This is a genomic window from Lentzea miocenica (genome assembly GCF_033949945.1).
Classification (GTDB): Bacteria; Actinomycetota; Actinomycetes; order Mycobacteriales; family Pseudonocardiaceae; genus Lentzea; species Lentzea miocenica.
Genome location: NZ_JAXAVW010000023.1, coordinates 148,416 through 166,863 on the forward strand (window position 1 = coordinate 148,416; position 18,448 = coordinate 166,863).

The following is an 18,448-nucleotide window of genomic DNA, read 5'->3' on the forward strand; positions in this document are numbered from 1 at the left end:
GGAGGTTCCGGTGGGTGGTCCCGTCACGAGTCGTACCTCAGCTCTTGCTGCAACCAGGCAACGTGCCGCCGCCCTACGCAACAGGCGTGCCATCAACCCACGCACGGCGTGGAACCGGTCTTTGATCAGATTGGCGGGGTCCGGGGCGGAGCCCCGAAGTCCCTGAACCGGAGCGGGCGGTGCCAACGCAACCACCCATGGGTGTCCCACGATCCGGTCCCTAAGTTCCATCCCAGCCCAACCTGTGGCTACTCTGTCCCCCGTGTGGCGTTCCCTCCTGCTTCGCTGCCGTGACGGGGTCTGATCAGACCGGCCCCCCGTCGCGGGACTCAGCGTTGCCGCCGGTCGTTCCCATCAAACGACCCGCACCGGAGCAAAATCCATGACTTCCCCAGACGCCTACACCTCCGGCAACAGCCGAATTCGCCAGCCCGCGCGCCCGGCCCCGGACTCCCAGCCGCAGTGGAACCACCAACTCGGCAGCAGCATGCCCTTCCACCGCTACCGCCCGTTTCACGAGGTAGTAGAGGTCATCGACGTCCCCGACCGCACCTGGCCCACCAAACGGGCGACCGAAGCCCCCCTCTGGTGCGCGGTCGACCTGCGAGACGGCAACCAGGCCCTGATCGACCCCATGTCCCCGGCCCGCAAGCGCAAGATGTTCGACCTGCTGGTCCGCATGGGCTTCAAGGAGATCGAGGTCGGCTTCCCTGCCGCCAGCCAGACCGACTTCGACTTCGTCCGGGAGATCATCGAGGACGGCGCCATCCCGGACGACGTCACGATCCAGGTCCTGACGCAGTGCCGTGAAGAGCTGATCGCCAGGACCTTCGAGTCCCTGCGCGGCGCCAACAAGGCCATCGTCCACTTCTACAACTCGACGTCGATCCTGCAGCGCCGCGTGGTCTTCCGCTCCGACCGCGAGGGCATCAAGAAGATCGCCGTGGACGCCGCGAAGTTCGCGAAGCAGCAGGAGCGCGACTACCCGGAAACCGACTTCCGCTACGAGTACAGCCCCGAGTCCTACACGGGCACCGAGCTGACCTACGCCCTCGAAGTCTGCAACGCCGTCACGGCCGTCATCCAGCCCACGCCCGAGAAGCCGCTGATCATCAACCTGCCGGCCACCGTCGAGATGGCCACGCCGAACGTCTACGCGGACTCGATCGAGTGGATGTCCCGCAACCTCGACAGCCGCGACTCGATCATCCTGAGCCTGCACCCGCACAACGACCGCGGCACCGGTGTCGCGGCCGCCGAGCTGGGTTACCTGGCCGGTGCGGACCGCATCGAGGGCTGCCTGTTCGGCAACGGTGAGCGCACCGGCAACGTCTGCCTGGTCACGCTGGCGATGAACATGTTCAGCCAGGGCATCGACCCGCAGATCGACTTCAGCGACATCGACGAGGTCCGCCGGACCGTCGAGTACTGCAACCAGCTGCCGGTCGCCGAGCGCCACCCGTACGGCGGTGACCTGGTCTTCACCGCCTTCTCGGGCTCGCACCAGGACGCCATCAAGAAGGGCTTCGAGGCGCTGGAGGCCGACGCCAAGGAGGCAGGGCAGCACGTCGACGACTTCCAGTGGGAGGTCCCGTACCTGCCGATCGACCCGAAGGACGTCGGCCGCAACTACGAGGCCGTCATCCGGGTCAACTCGCAGTCCGGCAAGGGCGGTGTGGCGTACCTGATGAAGCAGGAGCACCACCTGGACCTGCCGCGGCGCCTGCAGATCGAGTTCTCGAAGGTGATCCAGGAGGTCACCGACACGCAGGGCGGCGAGATCAACCCGAAGGAGATGTGGGACGCCTTCGCGGAGGAGTACCTGCACGGCAAGGTTCCGCTGTACCTGCTCAAGCACAAGGCGTCGTCGGACGGCAGCGGGCACGAGGAGATCACCGCGACGCTGCTGATCGACGGCGAGCAGCAGGAGATCACGGGCGCCGGCAACGGGCCGATCGCCGCGTTCGTCGACGCGCTCGCGTCCGTGGGCTACGACGTGCGGGTCATGGACTACGCGGAGCACGCGCTGTCCGCCGGTGACGACGCCCGCGCGGCCGCCTACCTCGAGTGCGCGGTGGGCGACCGCGTGCTGTGGGGCGTCGGTATCGACTCGTCGACGGTCGCGGCCTCGTTCCGCGCGATCGTCTCGGCCGTGAACCGGGCCAACCGCTAAGAGACAACGGACGGGGAGGACGCGTGCGGCACCAACTGCCGCGGCGCGCCCTCCCCGTTCGCTTGCACGGCCCAGATGCCCTCTCCCGGCAGGCCGTAGGCGATGGTGTCGTTGTCGAGCCACACGACCTGGTCGTCGATCCCGCGGGTCTCGGCCAGCGGTGTCTCCACCATCGTGCTCAGGTCCAGCACGTGCTCGCGCCACGGCCGGGCGCCGTCGCCGGGCACGCGCTTCTTGAACGCCACGCGCTTGCCGTCCGGTGACAGCGACGGGCATTCGACGTTCTCCCGCAACACCTTCGCCGACTCCTCAGAAGCGTCGCCCTGGATCAGGTACGTCTTCCCGGCGGTGCTCATCGTCGCGTAGTAAGTGCGGTCGTCCGGCGCGAAGGTGACGCCCCAGAAGTTCATGTCGTTGGTCGTCTTCATGCCCGCGATCCGCGTGCCCTCGATGTTGCTGGAGTAGGTCTCGGTCTGCTGGTCGAAGATCGCCGTCCGGGTCGAGAACGTGCCTGCCTGCGAGTACGAGTCGCCGGTGACGAACGTCGTCCACGACGCCATCCGCCCGTCCGCCGACAGCTTGGCGCGGTTGGGCACACCGTCGACCTCCACGCGATGACGTTCGGTCAGTCCCCGGTCGACGAACACCGCCGAGGCACCCGGCAGCGGGCCGGAGGCGTCGGCAAGGCACAGTCCCTGCCCGGCGGCCGTGTAGAAGCGCTTGCAGGACAAGGAACTCAACCGGCGCGGACCGGCCGGGTCCGCCAGCGGCACCGAGGCCACCTTGCCGCTCGCGTCGTCCACGAACATCAGTCGCCCGGACGACAGCTCGACCGGACCTGCTTCAGTGGCAACCGAAACCTTGTCCGGAGCACGCAGGGCGTAGGCGGTGGCGCCCACGCCGAGCGCGATCACGGCAACCACGACGACCAGGATCCTCACCAAGCGAACCACGTCCAAAGTGCACCGAACAGGACCGAAGACGTGGCACGGGCGAGCACCTGGCCGGTCTGGAGCAGAGCCAGACCGGATGTGCGCAGCTCGTCGGGGATCATCGGGCTGGCAACCGCCATCAAAACGCCGTCCGTGCACGCGTAGAACAGCCCGTGCAGCAACAGAACTCCCACGAGCAACGAGATTCCGGACGTTCCGATGAGCAGCACGTACGCGCCGAGCAGCGCGACGTGACCGGCGAGGAAGATCCGCCACCGGCCGACCTTGTCCGCCAGCGAGCCCAGCGGCACGGCGGCGAGCAGGTACACGCCGGCCGTGCCGAGGGGCAGCAGTGCGATGTAGGCGAGCTCCACGTCGAGCTTCTTCTGCAGCAGCAGGTAGATGAACCCGTCGCCCAGCGTCAGGAACCCGAGCCCGCACGCGATCAGGCAGACCCGCCGGAACGGCCTGGACCGCAACAGCCCGAAGGCCGCCTTCAGCGACACCGCGACGCGTGGCAGCACGTCCCGGTGATCACGGACGAAGAGCACGAGCACGAGGAACCCGACCGCGGCGAAGCAGAAGCTCACCACGAACACCACGTCGTACCGCGCCGGCAGCGTCCACAAGAGACAGAACGCGACCAGCGGGCCGAGGAAGGCGCCCACGGTGTCCATGGCCCGGTGGACACCGAAGGCCCGTCCGAGCGCCGAGGGCTCGCTGCTCAACGTGATCAGCGCGTCCCTCGGCGCGGTGCGCAAACCCTTGCCGGTTCGATCCCCGGCCAGCACGAGCCCCATCGCGGTGGCCGAGGTCCCGGCGGCGAGCAGGCCGAGCTTGCCCAGCGCCGAGATCCCGTACCCGAGCCCGGCCACCAACTTGCGCCGTTGCCAGCGGTCCGCCGCATGACCGCCCACGACGCGAACCAGTGCCGTCACACCGGTGTAGATGCCGTCGAGCACACCGAACTGCAGTGGGGAGAACCCCAGCCCCAGCACGAGGTAGAGCGGCAGGATGGCGGTGACCATCTCGGACGAGACGTCCGTGAGCAGGGACACCGCGCCCAACGCGAGAACGTTCCCCGCGATCCTGCCGGTGCCACCGGATGCCGGAGCTTGTCTAGCGGTTGCGATGTACACGACGGCCTCCGATCAACAGCCAGAACCGACCAACAGCCAGATCCGATCAACGACAGTTGTAAGGACCGGCCTTGTCGCGCACCCGGCCGGCCGTGTCGATGACCTCCCACGAGTAGGAGCGACCGGACAGGGTGAACTTCACGACGCCGTGGGAGTCCGCGAACCACTTCTCGACACCCGTGCGCGGCTTGACGTTGCTGTACAGGTAGTCGCCGCCGATGCCGATGATCGCGGCACGAAGGCCGTTGACCTCGTCGACCGAACCGCTCTTGTTCAGCGGCTTCAACCGCTCGTAGTGGTGGTCGTGGCCGCTCAGCACGAGGTCGGCCTTGGCGTCCGCGAAGGTGTTCCACAGCGGGGCCATCACGGACTTGTCGCCGTACTCGCCCGAGTTGAACCGCGGGTGGTGCCAGTAGCCGACGACGCACGCCTTGGTGTTCGCGGCGAGGTCTGCCTTCAGCCAGTTGATCTGCGTCGAGTCGCTGCCCGTGTCGTAGAGCTTCTGGGAGTCGAACGACACGAAGTGGAAGTCACCGGCTTCCCAGCTGTAGTACGGCTTGCCGGCGGGGTACGCCTGTGCGCCGAAGTACGACTTGTAGCCGTTGAGGTTGTCCTCCCACTCGTGGTTGCCGGTCGCGGGGTGGGTGATGCTCTTGAACTTGCCCCACGACTTGTCGTAGTGGGCCTTGTACTCCGCGAGCGTGCCGCTGTCGTACTGGTTGTCACCGACCGTGAGAACGTGGTTCGGCTTGATCTGGTCGATCAGCTTCGCCGTCTCGTAGTGCTCGGTGTTCGTCAGCGACGCGATGTCTCCGGCCGCGACGACCGTGATGGTGTCGCCAGGGGCCGCCGGACCCGTGGTCGCCTGCACCGAGTTGCTCGCGGGCCCGAGGTTCCCGGCCGCGTCACGAGCGCGGACGGTGTAGGTGAACTGCGTGCCCGACGCGAGACCCGTGTCGGTGAAGGTCGTCCCGGTGGGCGTCCCGACGACACTGCCGTTGCGCAGGACGTCGTAGCCGGTCACGCCGACGTTGTCGGTCGCGGCCGTCCACTGCAGACTCACCGAGCTCGACGTGGTCCCCGTGCTGGCGAGGTTGGACGGCGCGCTGGGCGGCGTCTGGTCGCCACCGTTCCCGCTGCCCCAGACCTCCAGCTCGAAGAGCGAGTAGCCGTAGGACGTGCCGCGCTTGGTGCCGTAGATCCGCACGTAACGGCCGGAAGCGGCCACCGCGGTCTCGTCGACGCCACCGTTCTGACCGGTGAGGGTCTTCTTGGTGCTCCACGTCGACCCGTCGCTGGACGTCTGGATCTTGTACTCGGAGGCGTACGCGGCCTCCCAGGTGAGCTTGACCTTGGAGATGGTGGCGGTGCCACCCAGGTCGACGGCGATCCACTGCGGATCGACACCTTCGAGGCTCGCCCAGCGAGTGGCCGGATCCCCGTCGACGGCGTTGGCGCCGCCGAAGGTCTCGGCCTCGATGGACGACGTGGTGGTGGGTTTGTTGGCGGAGAGCAGGGAATCAGCCGCGTTCGCCGTGCCCGATGCCGCGATCTGGGGTACTACCAGCGCGAACAGGGCCAACGCGACACCCGCTCGGGTGCGTTTTCTGATCACTTCGTCCTCCTGGGCAAGGGCGGCGGCTCGAAGGATTGGTAAAGAAGCTTTCCTATTGATTCGGGAGGCTAGTTGTGGCCCAGGACACAGGTCAACGACAGAACTACCGGTTGAATCGATGACAGATCGGAGGTCTACCGGCAGAACCGAGCAGTCATCACGTGTCACGCACTGACTGGTTGAACCGCCACAGAACGGCGTGAGCGACCAAACCCGCAGCTGCGCCCTGGACCACGCCCAGGAGTGCGCTGCGCACCCAGTCATAGGCGCTGACTTGGCTGACAGGATCGGACAACGACCAGGTGGTGCCGACCAGGGCGGCGAGGAGGATCAACGCCCGGAACCTGTACCGGGAAATTTTGGAGCGTGACGGCCAGTCATGCCCGTTCGAACAGTGGGCGGGGCCGTTCGGACGAGCCACGCGTGGGCTGCGCGGACCGTGCGAGTTGCGCGAGCTACGCGTACGAACGTCCAGCGCCCACGACCAGTCCCGGAAATCAGACGAACCGCCGCACCTGAACGCCCTACCGAGATCGACTTCGATCCTGTGGTTGCGCTGAAGAAACACCCAGGTCGGGATTGTTCATCCGGGTCACGTACGTTCACGGATCATGAGCACCACAGCAGCCAGCCTCGTCGTGCTGTTCCTGGTCGCCGTCGTGCCCTTGGCCCCGACGGAGGCAGTGCTCATCGGTGCCGGCGTTCTGGCCGCTTCCGGTGAGGTTCCGCTGTACCTCGTGGTGCTCGTCGCCGCCGCGGGTTGCCTCGCCAGCGACATGATCAACTTTACGATGGGGCGCCGGATGGGCATGCGGGCCCTCGACCGGGTCAACAAGAACGCCAAGGCGCGGGCAATGGTCGTGTGGACCGCCGACCAGCTCGGGACCAAGGGCGAGACGATCCTCATCGCGGCCCGGTTCCTGCCGGCCGGTGGCATCGTGGGCGCATTGCTGGCAGGGGCGCTCAAGTGGCCGTTGCGGCGCTTCGTCCCCGTCGCGGCGATCGGGTCGGCCCTGTGGAGCCTCTACCCCGCCACCGTCGGGTTCATCGGCGGCCAGATCGTCGACGAGGCCTGGCTGGCGATGCTGCTGTCGTTCGGCGTGGCCACGCTCATCTCCATCCCCGTGGGCATGGTGATCCGTGCGCGCAAGGACGAGCGCACTCTCTCGTACGCCGAGGCGTCGTCGTAAAGCACGGCGAAGCGGTCCGCGGCGGCCAGCAGGGCGTCCACCTCGAACGCCATGTCGGCGTTGCCGGTCAGTCGTTCCAGCAGTGAGATCCAGCGCAGGTTGAAGAGCATCAACGCGTCGCGCACGCGGCCGGGCCGGGCGGCGAACTCCGAGCGGGTCACCACGAAGAAGCAGCCGCCGGGGAACACGCGGCGCTTCGAGTAGTCGAGCCACCTGCCGCACAGGTCCAGCAGTGGTCCGCCGGCGATCACGACCTCGCGCGCGAAGATCTCCGCGGCCGCGTGCACGGTGGCGATCTGCAGCTCTTCCTTGGCGCCGAAGTGCGAGAAGACGCCGCTCTTGCTCATGCCGAGCTCGACCGCGAGCCGTCCGATCGTGACGCCCTCCAGGCCGTCGACCGAGGCGATCTCGGCAGCCCTCGACAAGATCGAGCCCCGACTGTCCATTGATCCAGAGCAACAGAGAAGCCTGGAGAAACGAACGGGGCCACCTCGAAACGAGGTGGCCCCGGACGTACGACGACAACTCAGGGGTTGAGCGCCTCGGTCACCGAGGCCGGGCCCACGAGCGGGACGTCGGGCGACATGCCGTCGCCCTCCTCGATCAGGATCGGCTTCACCTCGTGCGGCTGGATCTCGCCGGACCGGATCTGCTCCGCGTAGTGGCACGCGACCTTGTGACCCGGCTTGAGCTCCCGCAGCACGGGCCGCTCGGTGTCGCACTTGGTCGCCTGCCGCCACGGGCACCGGGTGTGGAACCGGCAGCCGGACGGCGGGTTCGCGGGCGACGGGAGGTCACCCGCGAGCAAGATCCGTTCGCGCCGGTCCTCGACCACGGGGTCGGGCACCGGGATCGCCGACAGCAGCGCCCGCGTGTACGGGTGCAGCGGCTCGGCGTAGAGGTCCTGCGCGGAGGCCTCCTCGACCAGGCCGCCGAGGTACATCACGCCCACGCGGTCGGAGATGTGCTTCACGACCGCGAGGTCGTGCGCGATCACCAGGTAGGTCAGGCCGAACTGCTGCTGGAGCTCCTCCATCAGGTTCACGACCTGTGCCTGCACCGACACGTCGAGCGCGGACACCGGCTCGTCGGCGACGATCAGGTCCGGCTCCAGGGCCAGGGCACGGGCGATGCCGATGCGCTGCCGCTGCCCGCCCGAGAACTCGTGCGGGTACTTGCGCAGCGCCGTGGTCGGCAGGCCGACGGCCGTGAGCAGGTCGCGAAGTCGCTTGTTGGTCGACTCCTTGCCCTTGTCCAGATCGTGCGCCCGCAGGCCCTCGACCAGGATGGACTCCACGGACTGGCGCGGGTCGAGCGACGACAGCGGGTCCTGGAACACCATCTGGATCCGGCGCCGCATCTTGCGCAGCTCCTCGCCCTTCAGGGCCGAGAAGTCCTGCCCGTCGAAGACCATCTTGCCCGCGGTCGGCTCGTTGAGCCGCAGCATCGCCCGCCCGAGGGTGGACTTGCCGCACCCCGACTCGCCGACCAGGCCGTACGTCTCGCCGCGCTTGATCTCGAGGTCGACGCCGTCGACCGCGTAGACGTAGCCGACGGTCCGGTCCAGCAGCACACCCCGCTTGATCGGGAAGTGCACCTTCATGTCCTGCACGGACACCAGGGTCTCGCTCACACCGGCACCTCCTCGGCGGCGGGAGTTCCCGGCACCACCGGGTTGTGGCAGCGGAGCAGACGGCCCAGCTGATCTTCTACGGCGGGCGTCACCTCGCGGCAGACGTCCAGCGCGTTCGGGCACCGGGGTGCGAACGCGCAGGCGTTCGCCCACGGGATGTTGTCCGCGACGGAACCCCTGATCGGCGTCAGCTTCTCGCCGGGCGCCGCGTCGAGGCGCGGGATCGAGGCCAGCAGACCGTGCGTGTACGGGTGGCGCGGCTCCGCGAAGAGCGGGTGCCGGTTGGCCTTCTCGACCACCTTGCCGCCGTACAGCACGTTCACCTCGTCGCACAGCCCGGCGACGACACCCAGGTCGTGGGTGATCATCACGAGCGCGGTGCCGAGGTCCTGCACCAGTTCCTTCATCACCGACAGGATCTGGGCCTGGATCGTCACGTCCAGCGCCGTCGTCGGCTCGTCCGCGATCAGCAGCTTCGGCCGGCACGCCAGCGCGATCGCGATGAGCGCGCGCTGCCGCATACCGCCCGAGAGCTGGTGCGGGTATTCCTTGAGCCGCCGGTTCGGGTCCGGGATGCCGACCTTGTCGAGCAGGTTCTTCGCCTCGATCATGGCCTCCTTGCGGGCCAGGCCGCGGTGCCGTTCGAGCACCTCGGTGACCTGCAGGCCGATCGGGATCACGGGGTTGAGCGACGACAGCGGGTCCTGGAAGACCATGCCGAGATCGCGGCCACGACGGTCGCGCATCTCCCTGTCGGACAGCTTGAGCAGGTCCGTGCCGTCGTAGGTCACGGTGCCGGTGATCTTGGCGCCGCGCTTGGGCAGCAGACCCATGATCGCCAACGATGTCACCGACTTGCCACAGCCCGACTCGCCGACGAGCCCGACGGTCTGGCCGGGCTCGACGTCGAAGCTGACGCCGTCGACCGCGCGGAACGGCTCTTCGCCCTTGCGCTGGAACACGACGGTGAGGTCACGTACTTCGAGCAGTGCCACGAGGACTCACCGCCTGTTCTTCGGGTCGAGGGCTTCGCGCAGCGTCTCGCCCATGAGCGTGAAGCCGAGCGCGACGATGATGATGCAGATAGCGGGCCACGCGGCGAGGTGCGGATGGGTGTCGAACACCTTCTGCACGTCACCGAGCATCTGGCCCCACTCCGGGGTCCTGTCGTCCGGGTTGCCGAGACCGAGGAACGACAGCGCCGCCGCCTCGATGATCGCGGTCGCCAGCACCAGGGTGGACTGCACGATGACCGGGCCGAGCGAGTTCGGCAGCATGTGCCGGAACACGATCGCGCCCTTCTTCACACCCAGCGCCGTCGCCGCGAGCACGTGGTCGCTGTGCCGTTGCGCCAGCATCGAGCCTCTGAGCAACCGGGCGAACACCGGGATCTGCACGATCGCCACCGCGAGGATCACGGTGAACTGGCTGGGCCGGGCGAACATCGCCGCGATCGAGAACGCGAGCAGCAGCGACGGCAGCGACAGCATGACGTCGACGATGCGCATGACGACCGAGTCGACCCAGCCGCCGATCGCGCCCGCGAGCGTGCCCAGGATCAGGCCGCCGGTCAGGCCGATGATCGTCGCGCCGATGCCGACGATCAACGTCTGCTGCGAGCCGATCAGCAGGCGCGACAGGAAGTCGCGGCCCTGCAGGTCGCCACCGAGCGGGTGGCCCGGCTGGGCGGCCGGGATCTCGTTGCGCGCCTTGATGACCTGGTCGATCAGCATCGGACTGGCCGGGTCGTGCGGTGCGAGCCACGGCGAGAGCAGCGAGATCGCGATGAAGATGCCGATGATCGTCGCGCCGGTGAGGAACACCGGGCTGCGCTTGAGCCGCTTCCACGCGCTGGCCGCGAGCGAGACGCCCGCGGTCTCGGCGAGATCGTCGATCTTTTCCTTCTTGGTCACACCAAGTGCCACTGGTCTCACCTCGTCCTGATGCGCGGGTCGATGAGCGCGTACGAGAGGTCGACCAGCAGGTTGACCACGACGTAGACGCTCGCGGCCATGATGATCAACAACAGCAGCACCGGGTAGTCACGCCGCTCGAACCCGATGGCGAGCGCTTCGCCGACACCGGGGAACGAGAACACTCTCTCGGTGAGCACCGCGCCGGAGAGCAGCGCACCGGTCTGCAGGCCGATCGTCGTGACGACCGGCAGCATCGCGTTGCGCAGCACGTGCCGGCGGCGGATCACCGATGCGGTGAGGCCCTTGGACTCGGCGGTGCGCACGAAGTCCTCGTCGAGCACGTCGAGCACGGCCGCGCGGGTGATCCGGAAGATCACCGCGAACGGGATCGTGGCCAGCGCGATCGCGGGCAGGATGAGGTGTTCCAGCGCGTTGAACGTCGCGTCCCACTCGCCGGTGATGATGCCGTCGAGAGTGAAGAAGTTGGTGACGCGAGTGGCGTCGATGGCGTCCTGACGACCGCTGGACGGCAGCCCGAGCGAGGACGAGGCCACCCCCTTGAGCACGTAGGCCAGGAAGAACACCGGCACAGCGACGCCGATGAGCGAACCGACGACGCTGAGGTTGTCGAACCAGCTGCCGCGGCGCTTCGCCGCGAGGTAACCGAGCGGGACGCCGACCGCGATCGCGATCAGGATCGCGAAGAAGCTGAGTTCGAGCGTCGCGGGGAACCGCTGGATGAAGATGTCGAGCGCCGAGTCACCGGGCTGAACACCGGTGGAGACGCCGAAGTCGCCGGTCGCCGCGCGACCGAGGAATTTGAAGTACTGCACGAAAATCGGCTGATCGAGGCCGAGCTGCTTGGTGAGCTCCGCCGCCTTCTCCGGCGTAGAGCGGTCTCCCAGGAGGGCCGAAACCGGCCCTCCTGGGAGTACGCGCAGCCACGCGAAGAGCAGCAGCGAGAGCACCAGCACCACGCCGACCAGCTGAATCAGCCGCCGAATGGTGTAGCGGAGCACTTGAGCTACCCCGTTGTTCTCTTGTGGTGGGAGCTAGTCAGGTCAGCCCTTGGAGGCCGAGCCGAACTTCTCGTCGGTCAACGGGCTCGGAACGACACCCTTGATGTCCGACTTCAACACCAGAGCGGGCGGGGAGTGCGAGATCGGGATCGCGGGCAGGTACTCGTCCATGATCTTCTTGTTGATCTCTTCGTACAGCTTGGTGCGCTTGCCCTCGTCGGGCTCGGCGTTGGCCTTGGCCAGTGCGTCCTTGAGCGAGGCGCCCCACGGCGACACACCGGTGTTGAAGCGGTTGTCGGTGCGGCCGAAGAACGTGCCGACCCAGTTGTGCGCGGTGCCGTTGTCACCGGTCCAGCCGAGCAGGAACAGGTCCGGGATGCTGTTGTCGACGTCGGTCAGGTAGCCACCGTTCCACGGCTTCGTGACGACCTCGATCTTGATGCCGGCGGCCTGCAGGTCACCGGAGATCGCACCGAAGAGGTCCTTCGGGGACGGCATGTACGGACGCGTGACCTCGGACGGCCAGTAGAACTTCAGCGTCAGGTCGGAGGCACCGGCCTCGGCCAGCAGGGACTTGGCCTTGGCGGCGTCGTAGCCGACGGCCTTGATGTCCTTGTTGTAGCCGTTGACGGTGTCCGGCATGAACTGCGTCGCGACCTTCGCGCCCTCGGGCAGCTGCGACTTGACCAGCTGCTCGCGGTTGATCGCGTACATCAGGGCCTGACGGACCTTGAGGTCGGCGAGCTTCGGGTTGTTCTTCTGGTTGATGCCCAGGTAGAACACGTTGAACGCCGGACGGATCGCGACGTTGAAGCCGTCGGTCTTCAGACCGGACCAGTCGGCCGCGTTCGGCAGGTCGTAACCGTCGATGTCGCCGGCCTTGAGCGCCTGCTTGCGGGCGGTCTCGTCCGGGATGATCTTGAAGACGATCTTGTCCAGCTTGACCTTGGTGCCGTGGTAGGCGTCGTTCTTCACGAGCTCCACGGTGTTGTTGGCCTTGTCGTACTTGCCGAACTTGAACGGGCCCGTGCCGGTCGGGTGCTCGGTCGCGTAAGCCGGGTAGGTGAACGCGTCACCGGCGGCCACGACGTTGTCCGCGTCGTACTTCTTCAGCGCCTCGGGGCTGGAGATGGAGAACGACGTGAAGCCGAGGACCGAGGGGAACTGCGAGGTGACCTCGTTCAGTTCGACGACCGCGGTCTTGGCGTCCTTGGCCGAGCAGGCCTTGAACAGCGACGGCTTGTCCGGCGTGGTCGCGAACCCGCCGAAGTTGTCCAGCCAGTACTGGGAGACGGCGTCGGACTGGCCGGCGCCCTTCTGGTTGTACCAGCGGTTGAAGTTGAAGCACACGGCCTCGGCGTTGAAGTCCGTACCGTCGTGGAACTTCACGCCCTCCTTGAGGGTGAAGGTCCACGTCTTGCCGTCGGCGCTCGACTCGTACTTCGTGGCGAGCGCGGGCTCGACCTCCGCGGTGCCCGGCTTGAAGCCGACCAGACCCTCGAACATCTGGCGAGAGACCCGGAAGGTCTCGCCGTCCGTCGCGTAGAACGGGTCGAAGAGCTTCGGCGCGCCAGCGGCACCGAAGGTCAGCGTGCCACCTTCCTTGCCGCCACCTCCTGAGTCGCGCTGGGATGTCGCGCAACCTGAGAGGGCGAGGGCACTGACGCTCAGGAAGCCGATCACGGCAACCCACCGGCGTCGAGCCGTTACTGAGTGGACCATCAAACACCCCTTGCAGAAATCCGCACGTCTCACGGTGTGGTCGCCGACGATAACCGTTGTACATACCCCCTCCGGGGCAACTCAGGTCACGATCCGGCCACTAGACCAGGCATTCTGATACGTCCGGCGCATGCCCGCTGACCCAACGTGAGCACCACAGATGCGTCGAACGCTCTCCTAGGCTGTAGAAACAACACCGACACGCGGAGGAGGTCGCATGAGCAGGCAGGTCGAGTTCCGCGTGCTCGGCCCTCTCCAGGTCCTCCTCGACTCCGAACCTCTGCTGGTCCGCGCGGGTCGTCAGCGGGCCCTGCTGGTGTCGTTGTTGCTGCGTGCGGGCACGTCGGTGTCCGTGGACGAGCTCGCCGGGAACGTCTGGGGCGACGATCCGCCCGCGCGTGCCCGCGCGACTTTGCAGACCTACGTGATGCGTCTCAGACAGCTGCTCGGGCCGTCGGTGCCCATCCGGACCGTTCCGGACGGGTACTTGATCGACGTCGACGAGAAGACGATCGACCTGATGCGCTTCGAGCCCTTGATCGAGCAGGGCGAGCAGGAGCGCGGCGCCGGCAACCTGCAGGCCGCCTCGGCCGCGTTCGCCGCCGCCCTCGGGCTCTGGCGGGGTCCGGCACTGGTCGACGTGCCGTCCGAGATCCTGCACCGCGACGAGGTGCCGCGGCTGAACGAGCGCCGCCTGCACGTGCTGGAACGCCGGGTCGAGGTCGATCTCGAACTGGGCCGCCACGGCCAGCTGGTCGCGGAGCTGTCCCGGCTGACCAGCGAACACCCGTTGCGCGAGCGGTTCTGGGCGCAGCTGATGGTGGCGCTGTACCGGTCCGGCAGGCAGAGCGAGGCACTGGCCGCCTACCAGCGGGTTTCCCGTCTGCTGGGCGAGGAGCTGGGCATCGACCCGGGCGACGAGCTGCGGCGCGTGCACAGCCAGGTGCTGTCCGGGTCGATCGGCTCGGTGGCCGCCGCGTCGTCCGGTGCGCCCGTGGTGGCCGCGAAGCCCGAGCGGGTCGTGCCGTCGCAGCTGCCGGGGGACATCCCCGACTTCGTGGGCCGCGACGAGGCCGTTTCGTTGATCATCGCGCTGCTGCGGACCGCGCAGGGTGTGCCGGTCGTCACACTGGCCGGGCCGCCGGGTGTTGGCAAGACGGCGCTGGCCGTGCACGCGGCGCACCGGATGCGCGCGGACTTCCCGGACGGTCAGCTGTACGTGAACCTGCGCGGATACGCGCCCGGCCCGCCGTTGAGCGCGGTCGACGTGCTGCCGCGGTTCCTGCGCGCGCTGGGGACCGAGCCGGACCAGGTGCCGCTGGACCAGGACGAGCAGGAGGCGATGTTCCGGTCGACGTTGACCGGTCAGCGCGTGCTGCTGCTGCTCGACAACGCGTCGTCCGCTGAGCAGATCCGCCCGCTTCTGCCCGGATCGCCGGGATGTGCGGTGCTGGTGACCTCACGCGACACGTTGCGCGGTCTGGCCGTGTCGCACGCGGCGTCGAACGTGCGGTTGGACGTGCTCGACTGGCACGAGACGAAGTCACTCCTCGCAGGCATTTTGGGTGCGGACGAGGTCGCGTGCCAGGAGGGCGCGGCGCTGGAGCTGGCGGCGTTGTGCGCGCATCTGCCATTGGCTTTGCGTATCGCAGCCGCGAACCTCGTGTCGCGTCCGGAACTGTCCATCGCGGACTACGTGGAGGAGCTGCGGGCGGGCAACCGGCTCGCTGCCCTGGCGGTCGAGGGCGACGAACGGGTGGCGGTGCACGCGGCGTTCGACCTCTCTTACACAGCCCTGAAGCCCGAGCTCGCGCAGATGTTCCGGCTGCTGTCTCTTGTCCCGGGTACTGACTTCACGCCGGAGATGGCGGCCGCGTTGAGCGGACTGACCACTCAGGACGCTCGCCGCCGGCTCGACCGGCTGGCCACCGCGAACCTGATCGCGAACCACGCGCCGTCGCGCTACCAGTTCCACGACCTGCTGCGCGACTACGCGGCCGAGCGCCTGGCGTTCGAGGAAGGCCGTGCGGACTCCCGGCTGTCGCTGCGGCGGCTGGTGGACTGGGCGGTGCGCTCGGTCGACAACGCGACGGCGGCGATGAAGTCGACGCTGTTCCGCTTCCCGCGCCCGGCTCCGCTCGACAGCGTGGTGCCGCGCACGTTCAGCACCAGCACCGAGGCGCTGGCCTGGCTGGACATCGAGCGGGCCAACCTGGTCGCCCTGGTGGCGCACGCCGTCGAGCGCGACCCCGAGAACTCGCCGTGGCAGCTGGCCGACGCCCTGCGCGGCTACTTCTACACGCAGGGCCTGACCGCGGAGTGGCGCGAGACCGCCAAGGCTGGGTTGCTGGGAGCTCGCGCACCGCGGGACGAACTCGGTCAGCTCGCGATGCTGTCCTCGCTCGGCACGCTTTACTGGGTGACGGGCCAGCACCGCAACGCGCTGGGCTACTACCAGCAGGCCATCGCCCTGCAGGAACGCATCGACCTGCCAGAGGCCGAGGCCGCCGTGCTGTCCAACGCCGGCAGCGTCTACATCGACCTGGGCGAACTCGAACACGCCGCCGACCACCTGGAGCGCGCGTTGGTGATCGCCCGCCGGGTCGGCGCGATCCAGGTGCTCGCCAACGCGCTGTTCAACCTCGGCGGCGTCTACATGCAGCTGGGCCAGCTCGACCGCGCGGCGACCACGTTCGAGGAGGCGCTGGAGGTCGGCACGCGCCTCGACTCGTGGATCAGCCAGGCGAACTCGATGCGCGCTCTGGGCGAGGTGCACGCGTGGCGCGGAGAGCCCGACCTGGGCGCCTCCTACTTCGCGCAGGCCAGCGCGCTGTACGAACGTGCGGCCGCCCGCAACTTCGGCCACACCATGCACGAGGGCATGGCCATCACGCTGATCATGCGCGGCCGCTACGAAGAGGCGGCCGTCGAGGCTTCCGCCGCCATGCAGATCGCGCAGGACCTGGAGAACGTCAAGAGCGTCTGCGACGCGCTGAACCTGCTCGGCCGCGCCTTGGAAGGTGCCGGCCGGTACGAGTCGGCGGTCGAGCAGTTCTCGGCGGCGCTGGCCATCGCGGTCGAGACCGGCTACTCGTGGGGCATCTGCTCGGCCCGGCGGGGCCTGGCCGCCGCGTACCGCGGGGTGGGCCGGTACGAGGACGCGTTGTCGATGGCGACCTCGGCGCTGGTGGAGGCGGGGCGGTCGCAGTTCCGGCTGGCCGAGATGGAGGTGCTGCTCGTGCTCGGGCGCATCCACCTCGACACCTCGGACGCGACCGGTGCGCTGGAATGTGCGCAGCGAGCCGCTTCCGTCGGTTCGGACTCCGGGCACCGGTGGGTGTTCGGGCGAGCTCTCCTGCTGGCCGGCGATGCCTGTGCCGCGCTGGGTGACGTGGACTCGGCACGGGACTACTGGACGTCGTCGCTGGAGGTGTTCAGCGCGATCGGAACGCCTGAGGCCGGGGTGGTCCGGGCTCAGCTCGAGGTGACAACGTAGTCAGCTCTGGCCTTGGTTTCGTCAACGGCGAACCAGCCGCGTTCGTACTGCTGCCAGCGCTCGAAGTCCTTGCGGTACTTCTCACCGTCGCGCGCGACCGCTCGTTCGAGGCGGGCCTTTTCGTCACCGTGGTCGATGAAGATCGCGAGGCTCAGCCGGTGGGCGATCGCTTTCCTGGCCGAGGACATGCCCTCGAAGATGATCGTCCTCCCTGGACGGACTTCGACCACTGGGCCCTCGTTGCGGCGCGGGAAGCCTTGGGACCAATCGGTTTTGCGGTAGTGCGCCTGCCTGCCTGCGGCGACCTCGTCGAGTACGGCTAGCAGTTCAGGCCACCAGCCGATGGCCGGGTCGTCCCACATGGCGAAGTGGTCCGTGAGGATCAGCGTGGCGTCGAGTTCGGTTGCGAGGTTCTTCGCGAACGTCGACTTGCCGGAGCCCGACGGGCCGTCCACCGCGACCAGGCGGGTGTTGCCCAGTCGCGGTGGATTTCGGGTCACATGCTCCGGCGACCAGATAGCGCACGTCCGAGCGTCAGTTCGTCGGCGAACTCCAGGTCGCCGCCCATCGGCAGGCCGCTGGCCAGTCGCGTGACGGACAGGCCTGGGAAGTCCCTGAGCATCCGGACCAGGTAGGTGGCCGTGGCCTCGCCCTCGGTGTTCGGGTCCGTGGCGATGATGACCTCGGAGATGTCGATCCCGTCGGTGGCCGTGCCGATCCGGTTGAGCAGCTGCCGGATGCGGAGCTGGTCCGGTCCGACGCCGCTGAGCGGATCGAGCGCGCCGCCCAGGACGTGGTAGCGGCCCTTGAACTCCCTGGTGCGCTCGATCGCCTGGACGTCCTTGGGCTCCTCGACGACGCAGACCAGCGCCAGGTCGCGCTTGGGGTCGCGGCAGATCCGGCAGGTGGTCTCGGCGCTCACGTTGCCGCAGACGTCGCAGAAGACGACGCCTTCCTTGACCTTCTGGAGTGCGTTCTGCAGCCGTTCGATGTCGGCTGCTTCCGTTGCCAGGAGGTGGAAGGCGATGCGCTGGGCGCTCTTCGGACCGACGCCCGGGAGTCTGCCCAGTTCGTCGATCAGGTCCTGTACTGGGCCCTCGTACATCTAGCCGAGCAACCCGCCGAGGCCACCCTGGGCGAGCGGGCCGAGCTTCTGCTCCACCAGCTGCTGGGCCTTCTGGTTGGCGTCCTTGATGGCGGCGATCACCAGGTCCTGGAGGGTGTCGACGTCTTCGGGGTCCACGATCTTGGGGTCGATGGTGAGGTTGGTGATCTCGCCGCCGCCGGTGACCGTGGCGGTGACCAGGCCGTTGCCCGCGTTGCCGGTGACTTCGGTGTTGGCCAGTTCTTCCTGGGCCGAGGCCATCTGCTGCTGCATGTTCTGGGCCTGCTGGAGCAGGGCCTGCATGTCGAACTGACCGGGTTGCACCGCTGGTCCTCTCGGGTGAGCCGTTCGCTGGGGTTGTGGTTCCAGGGTACGGGTTTGGGGTGTGGTGGTCGGGTTGGGTGGTTCGGTTCCGGTTCAGAGATTTCGGGGCTCCGCCCCGGACCCCGCCAATCTGATCAAGGACCTTGTCCACGCCACCGGCGGGTTGATGGCACGCCTGTTGCGC

At 67.8% G+C, this 18,448-nt stretch carries 15 protein-coding genes and 1 pseudogene; 3 read left to right on the forward strand and 13 right to left on the reverse strand.

Annotated features, from left to right (window positions below; translation table 11 throughout):
• Window positions 1-382: 382 nt before the first annotated feature.
• Window positions 383-2,173 carry a 2-isopropylmalate synthase gene (gene leuA / locus SK803_RS27415; RefSeq protein WP_319968985.1) on the forward strand — a complete coding sequence of 597 codons (1,791 nt, stop codon included), beginning with the start codon at window positions 383-385 and terminating at the stop codon, window positions 2,171-2,173.
• Here the strand turns inward: leuA and SK803_RS27420 are convergent.
• The 4 genes from SK803_RS27420 to SK803_RS27435 all read right to left on the reverse strand — a co-directional run bounded on the left by SK803_RS27420 (window position 2,170) and on the right by SK803_RS27435 (window position 6,193).
• Entirely contained in the window at window positions 2,170-3,114 is a 945-nt protein-coding gene (locus SK803_RS27420; RefSeq protein ID WP_319968986.1) for a hypothetical protein, read from the reverse strand. The two genes, leuA and SK803_RS27420, sit on opposite strands and share 4 nt — an antisense overlap.
• Window positions 3,111-4,244 carry an MFS transporter gene (locus SK803_RS27425; protein WP_319968987.1) on the reverse strand — a complete coding sequence of 378 codons (1,134 nt, stop codon included), beginning with the start codon at window positions 4,242-4,244 and terminating at the stop codon, window positions 3,111-3,113. Before SK803_RS27425 ends, SK803_RS27420 begins: the two co-directional genes overlap by 4 nt.
• A gap of 46 nt (window positions 4,245-4,290) precedes the next feature.
• The gene (locus SK803_RS27430) at window positions 4,291-5,859 is read right to left on the reverse strand and encodes a discoidin domain-containing protein (protein ID WP_319968988.1); all 1,569 of its coding nucleotides are present in this window, start codon (window positions 5,857-5,859) and stop codon (window positions 4,291-4,293) included.
• Between the two features lie 157 nt (window positions 5,860-6,016).
• The gene (locus SK803_RS27435) at window positions 6,017-6,193 is read right to left on the reverse strand and encodes a hypothetical protein (RefSeq protein ID WP_319968989.1); all 177 of its coding nucleotides are present in this window, start codon (window positions 6,191-6,193) and stop codon (window positions 6,017-6,019) included.
• Window positions 6,194-6,470: 277 nt separating this feature from the next.
• Between SK803_RS27435 and SK803_RS27440 the strand changes: the two are divergent.
• Window positions 6,471-6,842, forward strand: a pseudogene (locus tag SK803_RS27440) (DedA family protein); the annotation flags it as partial.
• Between the two features lie 41 nt (window positions 6,843-6,883).
• Here SK803_RS27440 and SK803_RS27445 read toward each other — a convergent pair.
• The 6 genes from SK803_RS27445 to SK803_RS27470 all read right to left on the reverse strand — a co-directional run bounded on the left by SK803_RS27445 (window position 6,884) and on the right by SK803_RS27470 (window position 13,339).
• On the reverse strand, window positions 6,884-7,495 hold the full coding sequence (locus SK803_RS27445) for a TetR/AcrR family transcriptional regulator (protein WP_319968990.1): 612 nt from the start codon (window positions 7,493-7,495) through the stop codon (window positions 6,884-6,886).
• 80 nt (window positions 7,496-7,575) lie between these two features.
• A complete protein-coding gene (locus SK803_RS27450; protein WP_319969004.1) occupies window positions 7,576-8,652 on the reverse strand; it encodes an ABC transporter ATP-binding protein in 1,077 nt (358 codons plus the stop codon).
• 26 nt (window positions 8,653-8,678) lie between these two features.
• Complete coding sequence (locus SK803_RS27455; protein WP_319968991.1) at window positions 8,679-9,677, reverse strand: ABC transporter ATP-binding protein; 999 nt, start codon at window positions 9,675-9,677, stop codon at window positions 8,679-8,681.
• 6 nt (window positions 9,678-9,683) lie between these two features.
• Window positions 9,684-10,607: an ABC transporter permease gene (locus SK803_RS27460; RefSeq protein WP_319968992.1), complete on the reverse strand. Its 924-nt coding sequence runs from the start codon at window positions 10,605-10,607 to the stop codon at window positions 9,684-9,686.
• Between the two features lie 5 nt (window positions 10,608-10,612).
• A complete protein-coding gene (locus SK803_RS27465; RefSeq protein ID WP_319968993.1) occupies window positions 10,613-11,617 on the reverse strand; it encodes an ABC transporter permease in 1,005 nt (334 codons plus the stop codon).
• A gap of 42 nt (window positions 11,618-11,659) precedes the next feature.
• A complete protein-coding gene (locus SK803_RS27470) occupies window positions 11,660-13,339 on the reverse strand; it encodes an ABC transporter substrate-binding protein (protein WP_319968994.1) in 1,680 nt (559 codons plus the stop codon).
• Between the two features lie 217 nt (window positions 13,340-13,556).
• Between SK803_RS27470 and SK803_RS27475 the strand changes: the two genes are divergently transcribed.
• Window positions 13,557-16,835 carry an AfsR/SARP family transcriptional regulator gene (locus SK803_RS27475; RefSeq protein ID WP_319968995.1) on the forward strand — a complete coding sequence of 1,093 codons (3,279 nt, stop codon included), beginning with the start codon at window positions 13,557-13,559 and terminating at the stop codon, window positions 16,833-16,835.
• Here SK803_RS27475 and SK803_RS27480 read toward each other — a convergent pair.
• The 3 genes from SK803_RS27480 to SK803_RS27490 are packed head-to-tail and all read right to left on the reverse strand — an operon-like array spanning window position 16,814 to window position 18,243.
• A complete protein-coding gene (locus SK803_RS27480; protein WP_319968996.1) occupies window positions 16,814-17,335 on the reverse strand; it encodes a uridine kinase family protein in 522 nt (173 codons plus the stop codon). The two genes, SK803_RS27475 and SK803_RS27480, sit on opposite strands and share 22 nt — an antisense overlap.
• A complete protein-coding gene (recR, locus tag SK803_RS27485; protein ID WP_319968997.1) occupies window positions 17,332-17,940 on the reverse strand; it encodes a recombination mediator RecR in 609 nt (202 codons plus the stop codon). The genes SK803_RS27480 and recR overlap by 4 nt, the downstream gene beginning before the upstream one ends.
• On the reverse strand, window positions 17,941-18,243 hold the full coding sequence (locus SK803_RS27490) for a YbaB/EbfC family nucleoid-associated protein (RefSeq protein WP_319969005.1): 303 nt from the start codon (window positions 18,241-18,243) through the stop codon (window positions 17,941-17,943).
• Window positions 18,244-18,448: the final 205 nt, after the last annotated feature.